Source organism: Pseudofulvibacter geojedonensis, assembly GCF_042675745.1.
Classification (GTDB): Bacteria; Bacteroidota; Bacteroidia; order Flavobacteriales; family Flavobacteriaceae; genus Pseudofulvibacter; species Pseudofulvibacter geojedonensis.
Window position 1 is genome coordinate 205,357 of sequence record NZ_JBHTJM010000002.1, and the last position, 24,340, is coordinate 229,696.

At 30.0% G+C, this 24,340-nt stretch carries 21 protein-coding genes; 18 read left to right on the forward strand and 3 right to left on the reverse strand.

Features of this window, described 5'->3' with window-relative positions:
* Positions 1 to 19 precede the first annotated feature (19 nt).
* The 12 genes from ACFQ1O_RS01675 (at position 20) to ACFQ1O_RS01730 (ending at position 14,143) form a co-directional block, all read left to right on the forward strand.
* Positions 20 to 682: an ABC transporter ATP-binding protein gene (locus tag ACFQ1O_RS01675; RefSeq protein ID WP_377712648.1), complete on the forward strand. Its 663-nt coding sequence runs from the start codon at positions 20 to 22 to the stop codon at positions 680 to 682.
* A 2-nt stretch (positions 683 to 684) separates the two neighbouring features.
* A complete protein-coding gene (locus ACFQ1O_RS01680; protein WP_377712649.1) occupies positions 685 to 1,449 on the forward strand; it encodes a TIGR02757 family protein in 765 nt (254 codons plus the stop codon).
* A gap of 184 nt (positions 1,450 to 1,633) precedes the next feature.
* Positions 1,634 to 3,091 carry a phosphatase gene (locus ACFQ1O_RS01685; RefSeq protein WP_377712651.1) on the forward strand — a complete coding sequence of 486 codons (1,458 nt, stop codon included), beginning with the start codon at positions 1,634 to 1,636 and terminating at the stop codon, positions 3,089 to 3,091.
* Between the two features lies 1 nt (position 3,092).
* Entirely contained in the window at positions 3,093 to 4,907 is a 1,815-nt protein-coding gene (locus ACFQ1O_RS01690) for a cytochrome-c peroxidase (RefSeq protein ID WP_377712653.1), read from the forward strand.
* A gap of 66 nt (positions 4,908 to 4,973) precedes the next feature.
* Positions 4,974 to 5,357: a hypothetical protein gene (locus tag ACFQ1O_RS01695; protein WP_377712655.1), complete on the forward strand. Its 384-nt coding sequence runs from the start codon at positions 4,974 to 4,976 to the stop codon at positions 5,355 to 5,357.
* Positions 5,358 to 5,475: 118 nt separating this feature from the next.
* Positions 5,476 to 7,662: a TonB-dependent receptor gene (locus ACFQ1O_RS01700; protein WP_377712657.1), complete on the forward strand. Its 2,187-nt coding sequence runs from the start codon at positions 5,476 to 5,478 to the stop codon at positions 7,660 to 7,662.
* Between the two features lie 156 nt (positions 7,663 to 7,818).
* On the forward strand, positions 7,819 to 9,129 hold the full coding sequence (locus tag ACFQ1O_RS01705; protein WP_377712659.1) for a PepSY domain-containing protein: 1,311 nt from the start codon (positions 7,819 to 7,821) through the stop codon (positions 9,127 to 9,129).
* 207 nt (positions 9,130 to 9,336) lie between these two features.
* Positions 9,337 to 11,250 carry a BatA domain-containing protein gene (locus ACFQ1O_RS01710; protein WP_377712661.1) on the forward strand — a complete coding sequence of 638 codons (1,914 nt, stop codon included), beginning with the start codon at positions 9,337 to 9,339 and terminating at the stop codon, positions 11,248 to 11,250.
* Between the two features lie 28 nt (positions 11,251 to 11,278).
* The gene (locus ACFQ1O_RS01715; protein WP_377712663.1) at positions 11,279 to 12,535 is read left to right on the forward strand and encodes a dihydroorotase; all 1,257 of its coding nucleotides are present in this window, start codon (positions 11,279 to 11,281) and stop codon (positions 12,533 to 12,535) included.
* On the forward strand, positions 12,528 to 12,863 hold the full coding sequence (locus ACFQ1O_RS01720) for a hypothetical protein (protein WP_377712665.1): 336 nt from the start codon (positions 12,528 to 12,530) through the stop codon (positions 12,861 to 12,863). Before ACFQ1O_RS01715 ends, ACFQ1O_RS01720 begins: the two co-directional genes overlap by 8 nt.
* Positions 12,864 to 12,866: 3 nt before the next feature.
* Entirely contained in the window at positions 12,867 to 13,526 is a 660-nt protein-coding gene (locus ACFQ1O_RS01725) for an alpha/beta hydrolase (protein ID WP_377712667.1), read from the forward strand.
* Positions 13,526 to 14,143, forward strand: a complete 618-nt coding sequence (locus tag ACFQ1O_RS01730) for an HD domain-containing protein (protein WP_377712669.1) — start codon at positions 13,526 to 13,528, stop codon at positions 14,141 to 14,143. The genes ACFQ1O_RS01725 and ACFQ1O_RS01730 overlap by 1 nt, the downstream gene beginning before the upstream one ends.
* Position 14,144: 1 nt before the next feature.
* Here ACFQ1O_RS01730 and ACFQ1O_RS01735 read toward each other — a convergent pair whose 3' ends face one another.
* Both ACFQ1O_RS01735 and ACFQ1O_RS01740 read right to left on the reverse strand, forming a co-directional pair.
* On the reverse strand, positions 14,145 to 14,663 hold the full coding sequence (locus ACFQ1O_RS01735; RefSeq protein ID WP_377712671.1) for a hydrolase: 519 nt from the start codon (positions 14,661 to 14,663) through the stop codon (positions 14,145 to 14,147).
* 4 nt (positions 14,664 to 14,667) lie between these two features.
* Positions 14,668 to 15,435 carry an MBL fold metallo-hydrolase gene (locus tag ACFQ1O_RS01740; protein WP_377712673.1) on the reverse strand — a complete coding sequence of 256 codons (768 nt, stop codon included), beginning with the start codon at positions 15,433 to 15,435 and terminating at the stop codon, positions 14,668 to 14,670.
* Positions 15,436 to 15,619: 184 nt separating this feature from the next.
* Here ACFQ1O_RS01740 and ACFQ1O_RS01745 point away from each other — a divergent pair, with 184 nt between their 5' ends.
* Genes ACFQ1O_RS01745 through ACFQ1O_RS01755 form a run of 3 tightly spaced genes read left to right on the forward strand, consistent with a single transcriptional unit; the run spans position 15,620 to position 18,028 of the window.
* The gene (locus tag ACFQ1O_RS01745) at positions 15,620 to 17,074 is read left to right on the forward strand and encodes a TonB-dependent receptor (RefSeq protein ID WP_377712675.1); all 1,455 of its coding nucleotides are present in this window, start codon (positions 15,620 to 15,622) and stop codon (positions 17,072 to 17,074) included.
* Positions 17,075 to 17,092: 18 nt separating this feature from the next.
* The gene (locus tag ACFQ1O_RS01750; RefSeq protein ID WP_377712677.1) at positions 17,093 to 17,599 is read left to right on the forward strand and encodes a T9SS type B sorting domain-containing protein; all 507 of its coding nucleotides are present in this window, start codon (positions 17,093 to 17,095) and stop codon (positions 17,597 to 17,599) included.
* A 30-nt stretch (positions 17,600 to 17,629) separates the two neighbouring features.
* Entirely contained in the window at positions 17,630 to 18,028 is a 399-nt protein-coding gene (locus ACFQ1O_RS01755; protein WP_377712679.1) for a YchJ family protein, read from the forward strand.
* 70 nt (positions 18,029 to 18,098) lie between these two features.
* On the opposite strand, the gene ACFQ1O_RS01760 is transcribed toward ACFQ1O_RS01755, so the two are convergent.
* Positions 18,099 to 19,157, reverse strand: a complete 1,059-nt coding sequence (locus ACFQ1O_RS01760; RefSeq protein ID WP_377712681.1) for an endonuclease — start codon at positions 19,155 to 19,157, stop codon at positions 18,099 to 18,101.
* Between the two features lie 206 nt (positions 19,158 to 19,363).
* On the opposite strand from ACFQ1O_RS01760, the gene ACFQ1O_RS01765 reads away from it, so the two are divergent.
* The 3 genes from ACFQ1O_RS01765 to ACFQ1O_RS01775 all read left to right on the forward strand — a co-directional run bounded on the left by ACFQ1O_RS01765 (position 19,364) and on the right by ACFQ1O_RS01775 (position 24,210).
* Entirely contained in the window at positions 19,364 to 20,053 is a 690-nt protein-coding gene (locus ACFQ1O_RS01765) for an LOG family protein (RefSeq protein ID WP_377712683.1), read from the forward strand.
* Between the two features lie 174 nt (positions 20,054 to 20,227).
* Positions 20,228 to 21,409, forward strand: a complete 1,182-nt coding sequence (locus ACFQ1O_RS01770; protein WP_377712685.1) for an endonuclease/exonuclease/phosphatase family protein — start codon at positions 20,228 to 20,230, stop codon at positions 21,407 to 21,409.
* Positions 21,406 to 24,210: a M1 family aminopeptidase gene (locus tag ACFQ1O_RS01775; protein ID WP_377712687.1), complete on the forward strand. Its 2,805-nt coding sequence runs from the start codon at positions 21,406 to 21,408 to the stop codon at positions 24,208 to 24,210. Before ACFQ1O_RS01770 ends, ACFQ1O_RS01775 begins: the two co-directional genes overlap by 4 nt.
* The last annotated feature ends 130 nt before the right edge of the window (positions 24,211 to 24,340 follow it).

The following is a 24,340-nucleotide window of genomic DNA, read 5'->3' on the forward strand; positions in this document are numbered from 1 at the left end:
ACGACTTTGAAGATAATATATGATTGTAGCTAAAAATATTCATAAGTACTACGACGATTTACAAGTATTAAAAGGTGTAGATCTGCACATACAAAAAGGAGAAGTAGTTTCTATAGTTGGTAGTTCTGGAGCCGGCAAAACCACTTTATTACAAATACTGGGCACTCTAGATTTTTTAGAAAAAAACACTGACAGTAGTTTACTAATTAACAATACAGATATAAATACTTTATCTGAAAAAGAATTAGCTAAATTTAGAAATGAACATATTGGTTTTATATTTCAATTTCACCAATTACTACCAGAGTTTACTGCCCTAGAGAATGTTTGTATTCCTGCCTTTATTGGTAAAAAAGATAAAATCGCAACAGAAAAGAGAGCTAAAGAATTACTTGATTTCTTGGGCTTATCTCATCGCTATAATCATAAGCCTAATGAATTGTCTGGAGGCGAACAACAACGGGTTGCAGTTGCTAGAGCCTTAATTAATAATCCTGCAGTTATTTTTGCAGATGAACCTTCAGGAAACCTAGATTCTGAATCTGCTGAAAATCTTCATAACCTATTCTTTGAATTGCGTGATACATACGGGCAAACCTTTGTTATCGTAACTCATAACGAAACTTTAGCCAATATGGCAGATAGAAAATTGGTTATGAAAGATGGGAATATAGTTTCATAATTGTGAATAGAACCGAACTCAAAGATTTCTTAGACCAAAAAGTAATTGAATTCAATAAACCTGAATTTATTGAGAGTGACCCTATACAAGTTCCTCACTTATTCACCATTAAAGAAGATATTGAAATTGCTGGTTTTTTAGCGGCAACTATTGCTTGGGGTAAACGAGAAATGATTATTAAGAACAGTCATAAAATGATGGAACTTATGGGAAATTCTCCATATGATTTTATCATGAGTCATCAACCTCATCATTTAGACAATTTAGATGGTTTTGTTCATAGAACTTTTAATTCGGTAGATTTTTCATTTTTCATAAAAGCCTTAAAGCATATTTATACCTATCATAAAGGTTTAGAGAATGTCTTTAATCAACATCAAACCAACAATTCTTTACAACCAGCCATCCATCAATTAAAAAAATATTTTTTTGAAATAGATCATCCAAAAAGAACTACTAAACATGTATCAGATCCATTAAAAGGTTCTGCAGCAAAACGTCTTAATATGTGGTTACGTTGGATGATTAGAAAAGATAATGCTGGTGTAGATTTTGGCATTTGGAAAAGTATTTCGCCAAGTAAACTTTCGTGCCCTTTAGACGTTCACTCTGGTAATGTAGCTAGAAAACTAGGCTTATTAACTAGAAAACAAAACGATGCCAAGGCCTTAACAGAGCTAGACACTTCTTTAAGAGAATTAGATGCGAACGATCCGGTTAAATACGATTTTGCTTTGTTTGGATTAGGAGTCTTTGAAGGCTTTTAAGAATCTAAGGTTAACAAGACATTTATTTCGTGTTAATTTATCATACTTTTCTGTAATTTATACTTCATCTAAGTAGTAACAATTATTTAATTCTTTTAACATTCATATAAAAATTTCATAATACAGATTATAGATTCTCCTTACAAACACAAACTAATATTGCGGTAATAAAATTTACTAAACAATGAAATTAAAATTATCTATTGCAGTATTAACATTAGCAACTGTATTTACAGCATGTAAGAATGATGACGATCGTTCATCATCAAACAGCGATTCTGCTTTAATTGAATTAAAAAATCATTCAGTTACACCTCATTTTTTATCAAAACACCCTGGCTTTGAGAATATCAAAATCCACTCCCTTTTAAGTTCTGAAGATCAATTGGTAGAATCTCCTGATTTTGTTTACGGATCTATGGCTGACGGTTGTGGCTTATTAAAAAATAGTGACGGAACTTTTACTCTTATAAATAATATTGAAGCCGATTATTCTATAGCTAGAATCACTCTAGATGAAACCTTTAAACCTGTAAAAGGAGAATATATTATTAATTCTAATGCTACTGCTAATACAGCTCAATGCTCTGGTTCATTAGCAACTCCTGAGGAGCATGGATTCGGTCCATTATACTTAAGTGGTGGAGAATGGGGAGGAAACTCTACTTATGTTTTTGCTGTAGATCCTACCAAAAACGTATCTACAGCCAGCACAGCTACTACATTAAATGCTATGGGACAATGGACTATAGAAAATGCAGTTCCTTTAAATAAAAATGCCTTTCCTGGTAAAACCATCATTTTAATTGGTGATGATAGCCATGGAAATGCTGGGGGACAGTTAGTAATGTATAAATCTGATACTGTTGGCGATTTAGAGAACGGAAAACTTTATGCTCTAAAAATGGTCAATACTTCATTAAAAGATAATGATATTATTAATGGTTCTGAATACGATGTAGAATTTGTAGAACTAAACGAAACTACTTACGATGCCTTAAACACTGAGTGTATAAACAAAAATGTTATGGCTTTTAATAGAGTTGAAGATATAGACTATAGAAAAGGTTCTGCAGCAGCCAATAGAGAAATATATTTTAATGCTACTGGCAGATCTCAATATAATGATACTAGAACAAAATACGGTAGAGTTTATAAGTTAACATTAGACGAAAACAATCCTTTAGTCGGGAAAATAAAAGTAGAATTAAATGGAGATGATTTAACTGGTAAAGCTAAAACTTTCCATAGCCCAGATAATATCTTAGTAACAGAAAACTATGCCTATATACAAGAAGACCCTAACGGATATGATGATGAAGCTATAAAACAACATGATGCGTATTTATACCAATACAATTTACAAACTAAAGAGTTAAAAGTTGTTTTAGAGTCTGCCCACAGAACTCCAGCCGCTATAGATAATGGATATGCCAATATTGAAGACAGATGGGGTAAATGGGAAATTACAGGAATGATTGATATTTCTGAAACCATAGGAGTTGATAATACATTTTTATTAATACAACAAGCACACTCATGGAAAAATGACGCTTTTTTAAATCCTGATGGTGCTGGAACAAATGAAGATAGCAGAAACGAAGGTAGTATTTTAACTGTAATTCAAGGATTAGAAAGGTAACATGAATTTAATTTGTAATGCTAAAAAAGGGGCTCTATTATTGAGCTTCTTTTTCTTGTTTGTAGCTTGTAAACAAGAAAAAAACAACACCAATTATCAAAGCATTAAGTATATTAGTTCTTTAGAAACTTTTTACAAAAACAATTTAGAAAACTGCTTACATTATTGTAAGTTAATAGACAGCTCTGTCAGTAAAAAAGAAAATATAAAAAACTACAAAAATGCTAAACTAGCCTTTAAAAAAACCGAAGCAATTATGAGTTTTTTTAATGCTAGTTTGTACAAGAGTTTAAACAGGCCTAACCTACCTATTGTAGATGAAGATGACAATGCGGAAAAAATAATTTATCCAACTGGATTTCAAGTAGTAGAAGAATTGTTATCTGAAGATGATTTAGATATTACTGCTATTATTCAGAATAGAGATAACATTAGTAATATCTTAAAATTAGAATTGAATAACTGTTCATTTAAAAAAATAAAAGACTATCATATAATTTGGGCCATACAAGACAATTACTTAAGAATTGTTTCTTTGGGCATATCTGGGTTCGACTCACCAGTATTATTACAATCTTTACCAGAAACCATCGCTAGTTTAGAAGGTGTAAAAGAATTACTAACTTCCTATGAATTAAAATTTTCTAATTCAGAAATATACAAAAATCAACTTAGCGAATTAAATAAGGCTATTGCTTCATTACAAAATCAGGATTTTAATAAATTTGATAGGTATAATTTTATAAAGCATCATATAAATCCGTTGTTAACTCTTTTAAAAGAAACAAGTTTAGATTGGAAGGTTAGTTTTCCTTTTGATAGAAAGTTTGCTAATAACACAACCAATTTATTTAGTAAAGAAGCATTTAATCTTCATCAGTTCTCTCCAAGGTACCAAAAAGTAACTAACAATGTAGTTGAGTTAGGTAAAGAATTGTTTAACGATTCTCAATTATCAAGTAATAATAGTTTAAGTTGTTTTAGCTGTCATCAACCAGATAAAGCTTTTACAGACGGGCAACAATTTTCTACTGCAAATAATGGGGCTTTTGTAAAAAGAAACTCTCCTACTCTACTTTATTCGGGCTTACAGGCAGCGCAATTTTACGATGCAAGAGCTGCAAGTTTAGAAAATCAGATTTTAGGTGTTATTAAAGACAAGAAAGAATTTCATAATAATATTGATAGTCTAGTGCTTAACTTACAAAACAGTCTGAATTACCGAGAAAAGTTTAAAAAAGTTTTTAATCAAGAGATTAATAGTCAAAATTTCAGACACGCTATTGCAACTTACGTAAGAACTCTATCTAACTTTGATTCTAAGTTTGATAAAAACATGGCCGGAAAGGAAAATAATTTAAGTCAGGAAGAAATTAATGGATTTAATTTATTCATGGGTAAGGCCAAATGTGCTACTTGTCATTTTGCTCCTGTTTTTAACGGTACAGTTCCACCGTTATACAACGAAAGTGAATTAGAAGTTTTAGGGATTCCTAATGAAGCTATATGGGAAAAAGCTATTGTTGATGATGATTTAGGTCGTTATGATTTGTTTAAAGCTAAAAAGAAAAAACATGCTTTTAAAACGCCTACTGTACGAAATAGTAACCAAACAGCCCCATATATGCACAATGGTATATACAATACATTAGAAGATGTTATAAAGTTTTATAATGTTGGTGGAGGCGTTGGTATTGGTATTGAATTAGAGAATCAAACTTTGCCAACCGACTCATTAAATTTAACAGAAAGAGAAACTAAAAATATTATTGCCTTTCTGAAAAGTCTAGATGATGAGCCATACAGTAATAATTGATAAAAACAACAGTAAATCTTTTGCTCATATATAAAGAGCTAGTATTTTTGCGCAAATTTATCTTCAGTGCAAAAGATTGCTGTTTTTATACTTCTTTTTTCTATTATAGCCAAACCGCTATATGTAGGCTCTGTGTATGGAAACTATTTTTTAGACATCGATGGATTTATTGAAAAGTACTGTGTTAACAAAACTAAAGTTGAGTTACAATGTAATGGTAAATGTGAGTTAGCCAAACAACTTAACTCCTCTACAGAAAAAAACAACACTCAAGAGCCAGCTACTATAAGTCCTTCTGACTCTTTTGTTATGTTATTTTTTCAGAAAAATAACATAAAACCATTAGACCCTACTTTCACTTTTATAAAAACACTACAACCAATTAAGAACTCTAAGCTTCTTAGTAAACTTATTAATTTATCTATAGATTACCCCCCTGAATTTTTATAATAACATCGTCCCGCTTTTACAAGTGGTTATTTATTATCAATTTTTCAACCTATCCTTAAATATCTAACATCATAAAATTTATGATTAGATATTTATATGGATACTCAAGTCTATATAAATGATTAAAAATTATATTGCTTTAACTATACTTGGTTTTAGTACTTTAGGGGTTTTTAATGCCCAAGAAAAAAAACAAGACTCTATAAACAAACAACAATTAAAAGAAGTTGTTGTTACTGCAAGTAGAGAGAAACAAGAGCGTAAAGAAGTAGCAGCTGCTATCTCTAGTATATCATCAAAAGAAATTGAACAAACCAAAGCTGTTGGCCTAGAACAATTAGTAAACAATGTTCCTGGTGTGTATATGGCTACTTCTAAAGCAGCTAGTAACGAACAACACTTTATGGCTTCTAGAAGTCCTATATCTACCAAAGCTTTATTTTTATTTGTAGAAGATGGTTTACCCATTAGACCTACTGCTGTTTTTAACCATAATGCTTTATTAGAAATTAACCAGTTAGCTATCGATAAAATTGAAGTTGTTAGAGGTGCTGCTTCAAATATTTATGGTAGTGAAGCCATTGGCGGAAGCTTTAACTTTATCACTAAAAGTCCAACAGAAGAACTAACAGGTTCTGCACAATTTGAAGGTAGTGACTTAGGCATCTTTGGAACAGGTATAGAGCTAGCTCAACAGGTAACTGACAAATTTGGATTTTATTCAGGTACATCATATAAACACCGAAATAATGGTCCTATTGAATATAGTAACTATAGAAAGTTTGCAACTACTTTTAAAGGAGTTTACGACTTCTCTTCTCGTTTAACATGGACGAATACAATAGACCTTATTGATTATAAATCTGATATGACAGGATCGTTAAGTGAAGATAACTATTTAGACGGCAACTACGAGAGTAACCAAACTTTTACCAATCGTATTGCAAAATCATTTCGTTTGCGTTCTAGCTTAGATAAAAAATGGAATAATATGCATAAAACGGCCTTCCATTTTATTTTTAGAAACAATAAAATGGACCAAAATCCATCATACAGAATCCGTCAATTCAGAAATTCTGGACAATTAACTGGTTTTGGCAGTGGTGAAGTGAACGAAAATCATTTCAACAGTTATATGGCATTAGTACAACATAAAATTAACCTCAATTTTTTAAATGCTAAATTAATTATTGGTGCTTCTGCAGATTTTTCTCCACAAAGCTATGAAGCAAATTCAACTAATATAATAGTTAATCCTTTAACTGGTATAAATGAAAGTTTTACTATTAACGAAACTGATTACCTATTAAACTATGAAGCTGATATTTTTAATACTGCTAGTTATGCTCAGTTTGAATTCAAACCAATAGATAAGTTACATATAACAGCTGGTTTACGTTATGATAATTTTAGCTATGATTATGATAACAAAATAGAAAATACTGCCGGTGTAAACGATGCTAAAACATCATACAAGAACTTATCTCCTAAAATTGGAGCTAATTATAACTTTAATAACACTTTTGGTGTTTATGCTAATATTGCTAATGGCTTCTCCCCTCCACAAGTATCGAGTCTTTATAGAAATAGTTTAACTAATACTAATAATGAAGTTTTTAATTTAAAACCAAGTAGTTTTTACAACTACGAAGTAGGTACTTACTTTAAAGTAAATAATAAAGTAAAAGCAGATATTGCTGTTTACGTTTTAGATGGGAAAGACCGATTGGTTACTACCAGTGATAATGCTAATGGATTTGTAAGTAAAAATGCTGGTAAGACACGTTCATATGGTATAGAATATGGCATTACTTACCAGCCTATAAATGAGTTAACTCTATCTCACAATGGTAGTTTCAGTCAACATAAATATATTGAGTTTTATAATAAAGAAGGGTTTGGCTCAAACACACAAATTGTAGATTACTCAGATACCGATATGCAAGTAGCCCCTAATTTAGTAGGAACTACCCGCCTTCACTATACTCCAAAATTCATCAAAAACTTTGGCTTTACAGCTGAATATGAATTAATGGGTAAATACAATATGAGTTTTGAGAATGAAGTAGATACTGGCAGTACCGATATTAATGGGAATGCTATAAAAACTACTAATGTTTATGATGGCCATCATGTATTCAATTTGAGAGCTTCTTATAAATACAAAAAGGTAGAATTATGGACTCAGGTTTTAAACGTTTTTGATGAACTATATTCAATAAGAGCATCCTATAGTTACGGTAGAAATAGATATAGTATTGGAAACCCTAGGGGAATTCATGCTGGTATAAAGTTATCTCTGTAATTTATCTCATCGAGCGTAGTAAATACTGCGTTCGGTTTGAAATATAACACATTATAAATTATGAAACTGTTTCTTTATAAATTCCATAAACAGGTAGCATTATTCATTTTTACCCCCATACTATTTTGGGTAATTAGTGGTATTATGCATCCCTTTATGTCAAATTTTTTCAGACCATCTATTGCTAAAAAGTTCTATATAGAAAAAGTAATAGACACAAGTACTATTAAGATTTCTCTTCAGAAAGCTCTAGAAAAAAATAGTATTGTTAGCATTAATAATGCTCGTTTAATACATTTTAATAATCAATCTTACTACCAAATAAAAAAGATTGATGAATCGATACTTTATTTATCTACAAATGATGGATCTATAGTAAATCAATTAGATAAAAAATATGCAGAATATCTTGCTCGATATTTTTTGAACGACTATCAATCTCCTATAAATTCTATTGAACTCATTACAGAATATACTACCTTTTACAAACCCATAAATAGGTTATTACCTGTTTACAAAGTAAGTTTTAATAATAATGACAATACTGATATTTATGTAGACACTAGAGCTTCTAGATTGGGGACCTTTAACAACCAATACAGAAAAGCTCATATTTGGATTTTTCACACTTTTCATAATTGGGGTATTATACCTAATAATTTTTTAAAGTCCCTATTAGTTAGTCTTTTTAGCTTACTAGCGCTTTTAACAGCTGTTGCAGGAGTCTGGATTTATGGATTAGGATTTAAAAATTTTAAACAGCAAAAAATTAGAAATGAACATCTTAAAAAACGTAAAAGTCATAGAGCTTATGGTATTATTTTTTCCATTTTTTGCTTGATGTTTGCCTTTAGTGGATTTTATCATGCTACTAAAAAGTTTACACCTGATAACAGGCATTTAGTAATTGATAAACAAATAATTAATACTAAAGATTTAAGAGGTGATTTATCTGCTTTAGTTAATCTAAACAAAGCCTATAATTTTTCTTTACAAAAGATCAATAACATTCCTTATTACAGAATCAACAGTAAAAAAGGCAAGCACAGTATAAGTAAACACTATAATACCAATAACTCTAAACCTTTATTAGAAGGTGATAAACTATATTGTAAAGAACTTGCTTCAAAATACAGCGGTTTAGGTACTAAAAAAATTCAAAAAATTAGTATTGTGAAAAAGTTTAAAGGAGAGTATGGCTTTGTAAACAAATTGTTACCTGTTTATAAAATAGACTTCAATACTTCTAATCATTTAAGTTATTATATAGAGCCTAAAACAGGTAAACTTGCAAGTAAGGTAACCGACTCTGATAGGCTAGAAGGGTTTTCTTTTGCTTTTCTACATAAATTTCATTTTTTAGACGCATTAGGCAGAACACCAAGAGATATCATTGCTATAATGGCAGCTTTAAGTATGCTGTTAGTAGCTTTTAAAGGTTGGAAATTAAGGCGTAGAAAAAGATAACACCTTCACTAAAAAATGTGATAAAAAAATATACCCAATTAAATATCAAATAGTTACGTATATTTTTTGTATATTTGGAATAAGCTTATATAAAATATCTTATGAGCGAAAGTAATTTTTTTGGGGTAAAAAAATCCTGTTAGTATTCTAGCAGGATTTTTTTTATCACTAAGTTTTATTAAACCTATAAAAACTTATCTTTACCAAATGCAATTTGGAACCCCTACAATACTCTACGCTTTATTTGCTCTATTAATTCCGATAATAGTTCATTTATTTCAATTAAGACGTTTTCAGAAAACTGCATTTACCAATGTTAAGTTCTTAAAAGAGTTAGAAGTTCAAACTAGAAAAAGTTCTCAACTAAAGAAATGGTTAACATTACTCACTCGTTTGCTTGTTTTTTCTTGTATTATTTTTGCCTTTGCTCAACCTTTTATTCCTAATTCTGAACAAGCTACCCAAAAAAAAGAAACTGTTGTTTATATAGACAATTCTTTAAGTATGCAGGCAAAAGGCAATAAAGGAACTTTATTACATACTAATATTCAAGATTTTATTGAAACGTTTAGTTCAACTGAAAACATTACGGTTCTTACTAATAATAACACTTATAAGAATACTAACTTAGAAGTCTTAAAAAAGGAATTACTTACTATTAAATATTCACCTCAACAACTAAGTTACCAAACACTTAGTTTTAAAGCTGACCAATTATTTAGTAAAAATAAAAATACCCATAAAAGATTTATAGCTATTTCAGATTTTCAAAACAACAAATTACTCAATCCTGATACATTCAATACCAACATTCAAAATACTCTTATACAAACGTTGCCAGTTAAAAAAGAGAACATCAGTATTGACACTGCCTATATTGAAACGAAACTGAATAATAACTCTTTAATAGTTAACTTAAAAAACCAAAACAGTTCTTTAAATACTATTCCTGTTTCATTATTTCAAAATGATAGTTTGATTAGTAAAGTTTCCGCAGAACTCGACAAAAACAACAATCAACTAACATTTCCTTTACCCAATAAAAATAATTTGAATTTAAAATTACTTATTAATAAAGATGACTTACTATTTGACAATGAGTTGTTTTTAACCAAAATTCAACCTAAAAAGCTAAATGCATTAACTATTGGTAAAAGTTCTAGTAATGCTTTTCTTCAAAAAATCTTTTCAAAAGATGAGTTTGTATTAACAGAAAATGATCCATCAAAAATTCAATACGCCAACTTTTCTAACCAAAACATAATTGTTTTAAATGAATTAGAAAATTTGTCTGCAGCTCTTATTCAGAATATACAAACTTTTGAAAAAAATGGCGGTACTGTTCTAATTATTCCTAATGAAAATAGCAACCTTGCTAATTATAAGTTTTTGTTGCCTAACTATGGAAGTTTAAACAAAAATAAAACTAGATTAACTGAACTGAACTATAGTCACCCAATACTAAAAGATGTTTTTGAAAAAAAAGTAAATAACTTTCAATACCCAACAATTCAGAAACATTATCAACTAAAAAACTATGAAACTTTAATTCTTGGGTTAGAAAACCAATCTCCACTTTTAGTTCAGTATAAGAACTATTACTTATTTGCAGCAGCACTGAATAAAGACAATAGCAATATCAAACAATCACCAATTATTGTTCCTACTATATATAATATTGCAAAAAGCAGCTTAAAACTAGGAAAACCATATCAATTAATAGCACAAGAAAACACAATTGAGATTCCTTTTAAGCTACAAAAAGACGAAGTAGTTCATATAACTTCTGATGAATCTAACTTTATACCTCTTCAAGAAATCAAAGGTAATAAAGTTCAAATACATACTTTCCAACAACCGAGTAAAGCTGGTATTTACAGTATTAATCAAGGAGAAAAAAAACTTAGTTCTTTAGCTTATAATCACAATAGATTAGAAAGTAATATGAACTATTATACTATTGAAAATTTACGCTCAGACCACATTACAACTGGAACATCTGTTACAAAAAGTATTGACCAAATAAATTCTATGAATGAAGTTGTTTCTCTTTGGAAATGGTTTATTATTTTTGCACTGATATTTTTAGGTATAGAACTACTCATTTTAAAATATCTATAAATGAGGTTAACGCATAAAATCTAAACTTGTGAATTTACTGATTAAATCAGCCACGATAATAGATGCTTCAAGCAAGCATCATCAACAAACAAAAGATATTCTTATTGAAAATGGCATCATTACTTCTATAAAAGATGTCATCGAAAATTCAAATAACACCAAAGAACTTCATTTAGAAGATTTACACATTTCTCAAGGTTGGCTAGACAGTTCTGTGTCTTTTGGAGAGCCCGGTTATGAAGAAAGAGAAACCTTAGAAAATGGTTTAAAAACTGCTGCTTTAAGCGGTTTTACAAACCTCAACCTCAATCCAAACACTTTTCCGGTTACAGATACCAACACAGGAGTAGCTTTCTTAAAAAACAAAGCAATAACTAGTGCGGTTAGTATACATCCTATTGGAGCGTTAACTAGAGAGAGTAAAGGAGTTGACTTGGCTGAATTATATGATATGAAACAAGCTGGAGCAGTTGCTTTTGGCGATTATCAAAAGTCTATTTCTAATCCTAACTTATTAAAAATAGCTTTGCAGTACACGCAAAATTTTGATGGATTGGTACTTTCTTATCCTCAAGAAAATGCAATAGCTGGAAAAGGTATTGTGAACGAAGAAGAAAATGCAACAAGAGTAGGTTTAAAAGGAATTCCAAACTTAGCAGAAGAACTACAAGTTGCTAGAGATTTATTTTTATTAGAATACACAGAAGGTAAATTACATATACCTACAATATCAACCGCAAAAAGTGTAGAATTAATTAAAGAAGCTAAAGCAAGAGGCTTAAATGTTACATGCTCTGTAGCTCTTATTAATTTAGCAATTACAGACGATGCTATAACCGATTTTGATACTAATTTTAAAGTACTTCCTCCTTTACGAACTAAAACAGATAGAAAGGCTTTGTTAGATGGAGTCTTAGACGGTACTATTGATTTTGTAACTAGTAACCATTTACCTATTGACATTGAACATAAGAAAGTTGAATTTGATCATGCCAAATACGGAACCATTGGTTTAGAGTCTGCCTTTGGAGTTTTAAATAGTATTCTAGATACCGAAAAAGTAATTGAGTTACTTACTCAAAATAAAGCTCGTTTTAATCAAGAAAACATTAGCGTAGAAGAAGGCAACAAAGCTTGCTTAAGTATTTTCAATCCAAATGCTTCTTATCAATTTAATATAGATGATATTATATCTACTTCTAAAAACTCAGCATTTTTAGGTAGCACATTAAAAGGCAAGGCATATGGAATATATAACAACAGTCAATTAATTTGTAATGAGTAATAACCCTGAAGGAAAAACAGCTGGTATTGTAGCGTACTTAACGCTGTTTGGTGTAATTATAGCATATTTTATAAACTTTGACGATAAGAAAGAGTTTGCTTTCTTCCATATTCGTCAGTCTTTAGGTTTATGGATTTTATTTTTTCTAATATCTACATTCATTGGGTATTTTGATAGTTGGATGATTTCTGGTGCTTTTTATTTTTCATTTGCTATTTTATGGTTTTATGGTTTTTTAGGTGCTTTAAACGGAAAGACAACTCCAGTACCTTTAGTTGGAGAAAAAATTCAAGAAATTTTTAAAAATATAATCGGTAATCAAAACTAATTAATGACTACGCAAAATTTATCACTTTATCATTTAGTAAGACCTGCAAATGACACTTCTAAAAAAGCTCCATTATTGTTATTATTACATGGTTATGGAAGTAACGAAGAAGATTTATTTTCTTTTGCTTCAGAATTGCCAGAAGATTATTTTATAGTTTCTGCTCGAGCTCCTTATGACTTACAACCATACGGACATGCATGGTACGCTATACATTTTACTGCAGATAATGAAAAATTCTCTAACGATGAAGAAGCTAGAGTTTCTAGAGACACCATAGCTACTTTTATAGATGAATTAATAGACACTTACCCTATTGATGCTAATAATGTCAACTTAATTGGTTTTAGCCAAGGAACTATTTTAAGCTATTCTGTTGCTTTATCATATCCAGAAAAAATTAAAAATGTAGTAGCATTAAGTGGTTATTTAAATGAATCTATTTTGACTAATGATTATACAGATAAAGATCATTCTCATCTAGATTTCTATATATCTCATGGTAGTGTAGATCAAGTAATACCATACACTTGGGCTAATAAAGCTCCTGCCTTTTTAGATAAATTAAATATTAAAAACTCCTATAGAGAGTTTCCTGTTGGACATGGAGTAGCTCCTCAAAACTTTTTTGAGTTTAAAACTTGGCTAGAAAGCAAACTATAATGTTAGAAAAACTTTTCAAGTCTACTCTACTCAAGTATACACAAAATATTGAGTTAATTAATGAGTATTGGATAGAACTTGAAAGTCTATATAATTCAAATAAAAGGTATTACCATAATTTAAACCACCTAGAAAATCTTTACAAACAATTAGAACTAGTAAAAGATCAAATTGAAGATTGGGATTCTATTCTATTTGCTTTGTTTTATCATGATGCCATTTACAATACTTTAAAAAACGATAATGAAGAAAAAAGTGCTGATTTAGCGGTAACTCGACTTCGTGAAACTAGTTTTCCTGAAAAACAAATTCAGCGTTGTTACTCACATATATTAGCTACAAAATCTCATCAATTATCAATGAATAATGATTGTAACTTATTTACAGATGCAGATCTTAGCATACTAGCTTCTAAATGGGAAACATATCAGGGTTATTCTCAAAAAATTAGAAAAGAATATAAAATTTACCCTAAACTTATTTACAACAAAGGAAGAAAAAAGGTACTAAATCATTTATTAAACCAAGATAAGTTGTATAAAACAGATTTCTTCTTTTTCCTTTACGAGGAAAAAGCAAGAACTAATTTAAAAAAAGAGCTAACAACTCTTATTTAGTTTATAAAACATCTAAAGGATATAAAAACGAATCTAAAACTGTAAAACTAATCGTTTTATCTTCGTTATACTGGCATTTTAGCATCACTTGTCCCCAATGTTTACCGTCTGAAAAATCGGCAATTACCCATTTGTAATTCAACATTTTCACACTATTAATCAACATTTTATCATTATGCATTCCTGCATAAGGAATTAATGGGTTGCCTTCTGGATGACTATTTAGGTCAATTAATTGATCTTGAATAAGTCCTTCTAGTTTATCTGCATCATACCCCTCTTTAAACAAATGTTCTAAAGAGTAAGCATCTTCTTTTAGTGTAAATCCTCCTAATTCAATATTCTCAATTCTTAATTGATCTATTGTATCCTTGAACTTAGCAGATTTCGTTTCAACAGTTTGCTCTAACTTATTTATTTTCGTTTCGTACTGTGTTACTTCTTTCTTTCCGTTTACAATAACAAATAATAATATTAAGGCTGTTAATAAGAATAAATATAAGTAGATCTGTTTTTTCATGAGGCTAAATTTCAATAGTTAAATTATCATATCCCAAAAATACATTTTTTGGCAAATTTTCTTCTACTTCTTCGTGAAAACCTAACAAATGACTTATATGGGTTAAATAAGCTTTTTTAGGCTTTACTTTTTCTACAAAATTTAAAGCTTCAGACAATGTAAAATGAGAAGCATGCTCCTCCTCTCTTAAAGCATTAACTACCAATACCTCTACACCTAATAACTTCTCTATTTCTGTATCACTAACAATTTTTGCATCAGTTAAATAAGCCACTTTGCCTATTCTAAAACCTAAAATTGGTAATTTATCATGCATAACTCTTATCGGAATGACTTCAGTGTTATTAGCAACTAAAAATTTTTCATTCTCATTTATAGTATTCATAGCCACGGTCGGAGCACCTGGATACCTATTCTGAGTTTCAAAAATATACGCAAAACGCTGCTGTAAAGATTGAAACACATTGGCTTCTCCATACAATTGAATATCACCCTGTCTAAAACAAAATGGTCTAATATCATCTAAACCCGCTGTATGATCTGAATGTTCGTGAGTAAATAATATAGCATCTACAGTTTTAGGGTTTACACGTAACATTTGCTGTCTAAAATCTGGGCCACAATCTATAACAATATTTTTACCTGCAGTAGTTATTAAAACAGACGAACGAAGTCTTTTGTCTTTAAAATCATTACTAAGGCATACCGGATGTGTGCTTCCAATAACAGGAATTCCTTGAGAAGTTCCAGTGCCTAAAAATGTTAATTTCATTCTGAGTAATTTTATCTATCAATACTAGTTAGAAATAATTAAACAAACAAATTATTAAGCTTATAGTAAAGTTAGAATCATCCTAATTTAAGCTTAAACACTTAATAAAACAGTGTTTTTTTTCAATTAGACACCTAGAATTCTTATTTTTGTCTATAAGAGACTTTAACCCTCAGATTTAATTATGACTATTAAGCTTAAAGGAGACAAACAAATTGAAAACGTACCTTCACTTGCTAGTAAAGCGTTGCGAATTAATTTAAATGATAACATTTACGGAACATTTGCAGAAATTGGCGCGGGGCAAGAAACTGTAAGAAACTTTTTTAGAGCTGGAGGAGCTTCTGGTACTATAGCAAAAGCCATGTCTGCTTACGATAAAGACTTTAGTGATGCCATCTACGGAATTGAAGATGATAGACGTTATGTTACAGAAGCTCGTTTAAAAAAAATGTTAGATCATGAAATGAATTTATTAGAAGAGCGTATCTCTAGAGATAAGCATCCTAATAAATTATTTTTCTCTTATGCAAATACTGTTGCTACAATAGATTTTGCAAAAAAATACAAAGGTCACGGTTGGGTAGGTATTCGTTTCCAGATAGATCCTAATGAAGATTTTAGCAATATTATTTTACACGTACGTTTTAAAGAAAATGATGCTCGATTACAACAAAACACATTAGGAGCGTTAGGTACCAACTTAATTCACGGTGCCTTCTACAAACACAATAACCCTAAAAAACTTGTTGAATATTTATACGATCACCTAGATAAAGATCAGATAGAAATAGATATGGTAAACTTTTCTGGTCCTCGTTTTAAGAATGTAGATAATCGTTTAATGAGTTTGCAATTGGTAAAACATGGTATGACCGATGCCGTAATGTTCGGACCTGATGGAAATAATTTATTAGCAGCAAAAATTTTATACAAAAAGAACATTCTTGCTCTAAGAGGAAGTTTTAGACCAGTTACCAAAGTAAACATGGATATGTTTAAAAAATCATATGATATGTTTATTAAAGAGTCTAAAGTAGATGAAGAAAGAACCAAAGTAATTTTTGAAATTACTCTATCCAATCTTAAAGATGGATCGGAAGAAATTGATGAACGTGACTTTCTTGATAGAGCAGAGTTATTGTGTTCTCTAGGGCATACCGTAATGATTTCTAATTTTAAAGAATATTACAAAGTTGCTCAATACTTTAACAACTATACTAAAAAACGTATTGGCTTAGCCTTAGGCGGTAAAAACTTAGTAGAATTATTTGACGAAAGATACTATAGAGATCTACCTGGTGGTATTTTAGAAGCCTTTGGTAAATTAGCAACTAGTGATTTAAGAGTATTTGTTTATCCGTTTAAAAATAAAGAAAATGAATTAATGACAACCGAGAACATTAAAGTTCACCCGCGCATGAAAGATTTATATAAATTCTTTAAATACAACGGCAAAATGGTTGATATTAAAAATGCAGACACTTCTGTTTTAGATATTTACTCTAGAAAAGTTTTAAAAATGATTTCTGAAGGAGAACCAGGATGGGAAGAAATGTTACCTAATGGTATTGCAGAGTTAATTAAAAAACATAGTTTATTTAACTGTGAAGCTGAAGAAGACATAGTTAGTCTTTAATACTATTTTCCTTTTTTTATGATTAAAATTATCAAACCGCTATTAGCGCTCTCAATTTTATTATCATGCAGTAGCTCTGATAACGATGAAACACCTGAAGAAGATACATTTTTATGCTGTGGAGAGAATCCATTTCAAAACATTAATAATCTAAATGAAGGTAATGAGGTAATTACTGTTTATGAAGCTTTTACTCCTAACGGAGATGGATTAAACGATTTTTTTGGAATAAGAAATATTGAATTGTATAATAATACTACAGTTAGTATTTATGACTTAAATGATAATCTAGTTTTTGAAATTCAAAATTATGCATCTACTCCATTTCACTACTTTTCAGGATATCATCACATAACGAATGAAGAGTTACCATTTGGATCCTACAAATACAAAATAGTTGTAGAAAACGAACAAACTTATCTTAATCAAGGTTATTTATGCATTATTAGACACTTTTCTGATGCTAATGGTCATAGCTTTAACTCTTGCATTGACATTTCTGGCATTGACCCTTTAATCATATAGGTAATATCACTTAAAAATTTATTTCGTATTATGAACTATTCTAAATCTTCCTACTATTGCGGAAACGATTCATCATATACTAAATGCTGCGAAATAGCTCATAGAGATATAACTAAAGTAACTACAGCAGAACAATTAATGCGCTCTAGATATAGTGCTTTTGTTTTAGCAAATGGCAACTACTTAATAGATAGTCACCACTCTTCTACTAGACCAATTAAAGAGAAGAAGAGCATTGTTAAATGGGCTAAATCTGTACAGTGGATTCGCTTAGATGTAATAAAAACAACTAATGGTTTAGCTAACGACAATGAAGGAACTGTAACGTTTAAAGCATTTTATTTTGAAAATGGTAGTGTTCAAGTTATTCACGAAAACTCTCTATTCAAAAAAGAAAAAGGGATTTGGATGTATGTAGATGCTCTTTAATAGCAATATAAAAGTCAAGTAAGTAATTACCTGACTTTTATACAAATATTCCATTATTGCTTTCTCGAATTTACTTCACAAATATTCGAAAAGTTTTTTCTTGAGCACCTCCGAGTGTTAATTTTATAAAATACATACCTTCTAATTGGTTAGATAAATTTATTTTATAATCTGTACTACCAGACTTAATCAATTGGCCTAAAGTATTGTATACATAATACACAAACTCTTCCTTATTACCAGCTTCTATATACACATAATCTTCAGTTAAAGTTGGATAAACAAATACATTTTTAAACCATACATCTTGACTAGATAATACTGCCCAAGTATCTGTAGCTATTGGCCCATTCCATATAATAGTAGCTAAATATGGGTTATCTATAAAAGGGTTTCTATTACCTTGAATACCTTCTAAAACATCATTTCTATTTCGTTCATATTGCGAAACAGGATCTTGTTCGTTCCAATCTAAGAAAATATTAGGCATATCACCAAAATTAGAATATGATGCACTTCCAACACCTACATTTGTTGCCAAACACTGAGATGGATAACGTACATATATATACATCATCATTCTTGCTACATCTCCTTTCCATTCATCTCCAGGATACCAGTTTCCATTATTAGTTATACCTGCATTACCGCTACCCGACTCATATGGTCTATTGTTCCTAGAACTATTCATTTGTCCATCACAAGAACGTAAACTATGAATATCTGTTCCTGCTCCAGGATCATCTGTCTGCAAAGAAGGTGTTGCCAGGGATTTTGCATAAACATGTTCTCTATTCCATAAACCAATACAAGATGAAACATGACAAGATAAATTCTTATCGCGTTTAGAATCATTTTTGGTAACCGCATCTAAATCATCATATCCATATAGTAACAATACTTCTGATGTATTATTAGGATTCAAATCAGTTTGTCTTAAAACATCCCAAGTATCTGTTAAACTACTTGTATATGGCAGCTCTGTTGTATGTGTATTGGTTATTAAATTACTAAGCTCTGCTTTTAAAGCATCTCCTGTTAAACTAAAATCAATACCATTATAATAATTAGGTATTTGAGCAACTACTAATAATGGTAATAAGAATAAAACAAGAAATATTTTTTTCATAAGTAATTTTTAGGGCCGACAAATAAACAGTTTTTTTATCTAGTTGAATGTTTTATTAGACTAAGTGCATTTTTAATCTACAAACAGTAAAATTTATCTGTTTTTTAGTTTAAACTCTACAATTTTACTTGGATAATGAAAAAAATATTATTTTTGGTAGGTTTGAAAAAAAACATCTTATAGATAATCAGTAAAAAAAATCTTATATGGGAAAATCACAATTAAACAGAACTTGGAACGAAATTAAAACAAATGATTCGTGGGCTATTTTTAAAATCATGAGCGAATTTGTTTCTGGTTTTGAGAAAATGAGTAAAATTGGTCCTTGTGTATCTGTTTTTGGATCTGCAAGAACTAAACCAGGAGATAAATACTACGAACTAGCCGTAAGTATTGCCAATAAAATTGTTAATCATGGTTATGGAGTAATTACGGGAGGTGGCCCGGGAATAATGGAAGCAGGTAATAAAGGGGCACATTTAGGAGGAGGAACTTCTGTAGGGCTTAACATAGAATTACCTTTTGAGCAACATGACAACCCTTACATCGATTCAGATAAATCAATAGATCATGATTACTTTTTTGTTAGAAAAGTAATGTTTGTTAAATATTCTCAAGGGTTTGTAGTAATGCCAGGTGGGTTCGGAACTTTAGATGAATTATTTGAAGCTATTACTTTAATACAAACAAATAAAATAGAAAAATTCCCAATTATTTTAGTTGGCTCAGAATATTGGTCAGGTTTATTAGACTGGATTAAACAAACTATGGAAATAGAACACAAAACTATTAGTGTTGGAGATTTAGACTTAATTAATGTTGTAGACACAGAAGATGAAGTTATAAATATTCTTGACGCTTTCTACAGAAAGTATGCTTTAAGTCCTAATTTCTAATTGCCTAATATCATACATCATTGGGGGAGTTTTAGCAAACTCCCTCAGTGTGTTTTTTGATATAACATTTTCTCTTCTCACTTCTTTAAAAACTACTTCATGAAAAAAAAGCTACTTTCATTTTTTGTGCTTTCCTGCACGCTCTTATCTTTTAGCCAAGGTAATATAAAAGTTATGTTTTATAACTTATTACACTACCCTTCTACTCAGCCATCAAGAATTAGTCACTTAGAAGCTATTTTAGATGATTATCAGCCCGATATTTTTGCAGTTTGCGAATTGGAAAATGGTGGTGCTAGTGGTGTATTAAACGCTATTCAAACTCCTGATAATAGATACGTAGCTGCCACTTTTGTAAGTAATCAGTCGGTACCTAGTAGTGATTTACAACAAATGATTTACTTTAACCATCAAAAACTAAACTTAGTAACAGAGACTGTTCATACAACTGTTGTTAGAGATATAAACCAATATACATTTCTATTAGAAACACCTGATAAAGTTACTAATCCAAAATATTTAGAAGTATTTGTTACTCACTTAAAAGCAGGAACCAACTCGCAAAATCCTAATAACGAACAAAAGAGATTAGATGCTATTAATGTTTTCACAACAGCATTAAATAGTGTTCCAACAGATAGGTATATTTTATTTGCGGGCGACTTTAACTTATACGATGCTAATGAACCTGCATATGTAGAATTATTAGATCCTACCAATAACATTGTTATGGTAGATCCCATAAACAGACCTGGCTCTTGGCACAATACAAGTTCTTTTCAAGATATTTTTACACAATCTACTTTTTCTGTAACTGATGGAAACGGACATATTGGAGATGGATCTACTGGAGGTATTGATGATCGATTCGACTTTATAATGATGTCTGAAAACCTTCAAACATCCTCTGAAGTTTATTATAAACCCAACACATATGCAGCCTATGGAAATAATGGAAACTGCTGGAATAAGAGTATAAACAATACTAGCTGTTCTGGAACCTATTCACAAACAATTAGAAACCATTTATTTAACTTTAGTGATCATCTACCTGTTGTAATGGAACTAGAAACTCAGCAAACTTTAACAATTTCTTCTGAGATAGTTGTAGAAAATTTACTTAGCTTTAGTGATGGCAATATCGTTACACATTCTTTAGGAATTAAAAAAAGTCCTAACAAATTAAATAACAGCACACTAATTATTTATAATCAACTCGGACAAAGAGTATTAGATTATTATATAACCCGTGAAGCATTAATTACGCTAGATGTTGCTCATTTATCTACCGGTATTTACTATATTACCAACGACAAATTCAACATTGAGCCACTCAAATTTTTTAAAACGAATTGAAAGCAATAAAAATATCTATATTCTTTATCTTCTTAAGCTGTTACAGTTTTCTTCAAGCTCAAGAAGATATTTTTATCAATGCCGAATTTAACCCTGATGAAAACCAGGTTTCTGTAAAACAAAAAATTCTTATACATAATACTACCAATAAACCTATAGATCGTATTTATTTATCTGACTGGAATAATTCATCTTCGTCTAAAAACTCTCCTTTGGCAATTCGCTATGAAGAAGAGTATATTCAAAAAATGCATTTTGCTAAAGACAAAGAAAGAGGTATTACTACTATAAATTCTATTTTGTCAAACAACATTTCATTAAAATACAAAAGAGTCGAAGTAGATATAATAGAGGTAGCATTAGAAAATCCGCTTGACAAAAAACAATCTATAGAGCTTATTTTAAATTACCAACTACAACTACCATCATCAAAATTTAATGGGTTTGGAATTGATAACAAACAAGACATTGCTCTTAAAGAATGGTTTATTGTACCAGCCAAGCTAAATAAAAATTGGGAATATTACAGCAATAAAGATTTAGACGACTTATATTTCCCTAATAGTAATTTATACATCAACTTAACTTTTCCTAAAAGCTATAAAATTACTAGTGATTTAGATATTCAAAATATAACCTCTAACGACAGTATTAGTAAAGTACTGCTTAAAGGCGTTAATAGAATCAACACCGAACTCTATTTAAGTAAAAACAGTAATTTTTCTGAACTTAAAACAGAAAACCTAAGTTATATATCTGATATTGATAATGAGGGAATTGGTATCGGTTTAAAAGCAGTTATTCATGATAAAATTGATCAATTTTTAATTGAAAAACTTGGTAAATACCCTCATAAAAAATTAATCCTTTCAGAACTAGCCTATAAAAACAACCCTGTGTACGGTCTAAACCAACTTCCAGATTTTATTAGACCTTACCCTGACGGTTTTCAATATGAAGTTAAAATTTTAAAAACAACGATACACAACTTTTTAAAAAACACCGTAAACACCAACCCTAGAAAAGATTTCTGGTTAAATGATGCTTTAGAAACCTATTTAATGTATCAGTATATTGAAAAATATTACCCTGACATGAAAATTTTAGGAACATTGTCTAAAATTTGGGGGCTAAGATCTTTTGAAATAGCAAAAAAGAAATTTAATGACCAGTATGATTATACTACTCAATACATGGCTAGAATTAATTTAGGACAAGCTATTAACACTTCAAAAGATTCATTATTAAAATTCAATCAAAAAATAGCTAATAAAAATAAAGCAGGTATTGGATTAGTGTACTTAAATGATTACTTAGGTAAAGACATCATTCCAAAAACCATTAAAGAGTTTTACCTTAAAAATAAAACTGCTAATATCGTTTCTAATGACTTTTTTAACGCTATACAAAGTAAAACAGATAAAGACATAAGTTGGTTTATATCAGACTTTATCAACACAAACAACCCAATAGATTATACAATTTTAGATGCTGTAGAAGGTGCTCAAACTATTCAAGTTCAGCTAAAAAATAGAGCTCAAACAACTACACCTATCGCTATTTACCAGATAGTAGATAAAAAAATTGTTCACAAACAATATATTGATGGTTTTGTTGGTGAAAAAACAGTACTTATACCCAATCATCAACCAGATAGGTTGGTTTTAAATTACGAAGAAATAGTTCCAGAAATTAACCAAAGAAACAATACTAAAACAATTAAAAACCATTTATTTAACAAACCATTAAAGTTTAGTTTCTTAAAAGACGCTGAAGCCCCAAAACACAATCAGGCTTTTTACACTCCACAATTAGGTTTTAACTTATACGATGGTTTAACACCTGGAATGCGTTTTTCTAACAAAGCAATATTAAAAAAACCATTTACTTATAGTATTAAACCCACTTATGGTTTACGCAGTAAAACTTTAATTGGTAGTGCAAGCGCTATTTACACTCAATTTATAAAAAACAAAAACTTATTTAGTGTAGATTATGCATTATCATATTCTACCTATCACTATCAAGAAGGATTGCGTTACCAACGTTTTAATCCGTTTATCGTTTTTTCGTTTCGTAATAAAAATGACTTAAGAGATAATTTTAGTCAGAAAATTGTTGCTAGGCATGTTACTGTTCAGCAAGAACAACAATCAGGTATTGAAACAGACCCAAACTACAGTGTATTCAATTTAAAATACGGCCTATCTAACAAGAACTTACTGCACTTCTATTCTGCTGGTACAGATATTCAATTTGCAAAAAGGTTTGGAAAAATATCAGCTAGTTTTGAGTGGAGAAGAACTTTTGAAAACAACAGACAAATTAATGCTCGTTTATTTGCTGGAAGCTTTCTATACAACAACACTAATTCTGATTACTTTAGTTTTGCTTTAGACCGTCCAACAGATTACTTGTTTGATTATGATTATTTAGGTCGATCAGAAAGCACTGGAATATATAGTCAACAAATTATTATTGCCGAAGGAGGTTTTAAATCTAAATTACTTACCCCTTTTGCTAATAGCTGGATTACAACCACTAATTTAAACACTAACATCTGGAAATATATATTTGCTTATGGAGATATAGGGTTTGTGGGAAATAGAAATTCAACAAATTTTGTTTATGACTCTGGTATACATTTAAACCTAGTACCAGATTATTTTGAATTATATTTTCCTGTATATTCTAACCTAGGTTGGGAAGTTAATCAAACAAAATATCAAGAAAAAATACGTTTTAAAATAGTTTTGACACCTAAAGTATTAATAGGATTGTTCACTCGTAAATGGCATTAACACATTGAAGATTTCTTATTCAAGAAAGCTTTTTATTAAACTATTTTAAATTTTTCATAAAAAATTAACTAAATATAAGTTAATTTAATAAAAAAGAGATGTTTTTCAATTTGCTAAAATCTTCTATTTT

Excerpts from the sequence above, each read along its gene's own strand:
- ACFQ1O_RS01685 (WP_377712651.1), top strand. The coding sequence starts at position 1,634 with ATGAAATTAAAATTATCTATTGCAGTATTAACATTAGCAACTGTATTT.
- ACFQ1O_RS01770 (WP_377712685.1), top strand. The coding sequence starts at position 20,228 with ATGTTTTATAACTTATTACACTACCCTTCTACTCAGCCATCAAGAATT.
- ACFQ1O_RS01735 (WP_377712671.1), bottom strand. The coding sequence starts at position 14,663 with ATGAAAAAACAGATCTACTTATATTTATTCTTATTAACAGCCTTAATA.
- ACFQ1O_RS01745 (WP_377712675.1), top strand. The coding sequence starts at position 15,620 with ATGACTATTAAGCTTAAAGGAGACAAACAAATTGAAAACGTACCTTCA.
- ACFQ1O_RS01750 (WP_377712677.1), top strand. The coding sequence starts at position 17,093 with ATGATTAAAATTATCAAACCGCTATTAGCGCTCTCAATTTTATTATCA.
- ACFQ1O_RS01755 (WP_377712679.1), top strand. The coding sequence starts at position 17,630 with ATGAACTATTCTAAATCTTCCTACTATTGCGGAAACGATTCATCATAT.
- ACFQ1O_RS01720 (WP_377712665.1), top strand. The coding sequence starts at position 12,528 with ATGAGTAATAACCCTGAAGGAAAAACAGCTGGTATTGTAGCGTACTTA.
- ACFQ1O_RS01760 (WP_377712681.1), bottom strand. The coding sequence starts at position 19,157 with ATGAAAAAAATATTTCTTGTTTTATTCTTATTACCATTATTAGTAGTT.
- ACFQ1O_RS01730 (WP_377712669.1), top strand. The coding sequence starts at position 13,526 with ATGTTAGAAAAACTTTTCAAGTCTACTCTACTCAAGTATACACAAAAT.
- ACFQ1O_RS01675 (WP_377712648.1), top strand. The coding sequence starts at position 20 with ATGATTGTAGCTAAAAATATTCATAAGTACTACGACGATTTACAAGTA.
- ACFQ1O_RS01725 (WP_377712667.1), top strand. The coding sequence starts at position 12,867 with ATGACTACGCAAAATTTATCACTTTATCATTTAGTAAGACCTGCAAAT.
- ACFQ1O_RS01690 (WP_377712653.1), top strand. The coding sequence starts at position 3,093 with ATGAATTTAATTTGTAATGCTAAAAAAGGGGCTCTATTATTGAGCTTC.
- ACFQ1O_RS01700 (WP_377712657.1), top strand. The coding sequence starts at position 5,476 with ATGATTAAAAATTATATTGCTTTAACTATACTTGGTTTTAGTACTTTA.
- ACFQ1O_RS01765 (WP_377712683.1), top strand. The coding sequence starts at position 19,364 with ATGGGAAAATCACAATTAAACAGAACTTGGAACGAAATTAAAACAAAT.
- ACFQ1O_RS01705 (WP_377712659.1), top strand. The coding sequence starts at position 7,819 with ATGTCAAATTTTTTCAGACCATCTATTGCTAAAAAGTTCTATATAGAA.
- ACFQ1O_RS01740 (WP_377712673.1), bottom strand. The coding sequence starts at position 15,435 with ATGAAATTAACATTTTTAGGCACTGGAACTTCTCAAGGAATTCCTGTT.
- ACFQ1O_RS01710 (WP_377712661.1), top strand. The coding sequence starts at position 9,337 with ATGCAATTTGGAACCCCTACAATACTCTACGCTTTATTTGCTCTATTA.